Origin of the sequence: Flavobacterium sp. EDS (assembly GCF_020991525.1) — a bacterium.
In the GTDB taxonomy this organism is placed as follows: Bacteria; Bacteroidota; Bacteroidia; order Flavobacteriales; family Flavobacteriaceae; genus Flavobacterium.
Map to the genome: position 1 here is coordinate 1 of NZ_JAJMOZ010000052.1, position 496 is coordinate 496.

The 496-nt window shown below is 32.3% G+C and carries 1 pseudogene; it reads right to left on the reverse strand.

What is annotated here, in order from left to right:
* Positions 1–123: 123 nt before the first annotated feature.
* Positions 124–496: pseudogene (locus LPB87_RS20635) on the reverse strand (hypothetical protein); the annotation flags it as partial.

Below are 496 nucleotides of genomic sequence, written 5' to 3' on the forward strand. Positions count from 1 at the left end.
GTAGCCATAACTTAGAAGCAAGAATAGAATAGCGAATGTTTTTATTGTATTTTTCATTTTTAAAGAAACCCCTTTAAAATTCCCAAATCTTTACGACTCGGGGATTGAATGTTTAATTTGTTTCTATTTTGTTAAAATGATTTGTTTTAAAGGCATAATTTGTTTTACTCCTGCACAATTGGTTTCGTAAATTATTGCTCCATCAGGCGCAAAAAACAAAGTCATTTTTGTATTATTACTGCCTTTTAAGAAATCAATCAAGATAGCGCCCGCCTGTCCACAATTTGCTTTTTTACCAATATAATTTAAAACATAGGTGGTGGTATCAAGATAGTCTCCTCTAATTACGTAGGGACTAGAATCTGGTAGCGTTCTAGTATCTTCAATTACAGTTCCATTGCTACTTGTTATGAGATAACGCATTACAAGCTTTTCCTCTGTAAGTCGACCTAAATCCGCCGTAATTTTTAAAACTTTAAATTCGTAATTTTTACCA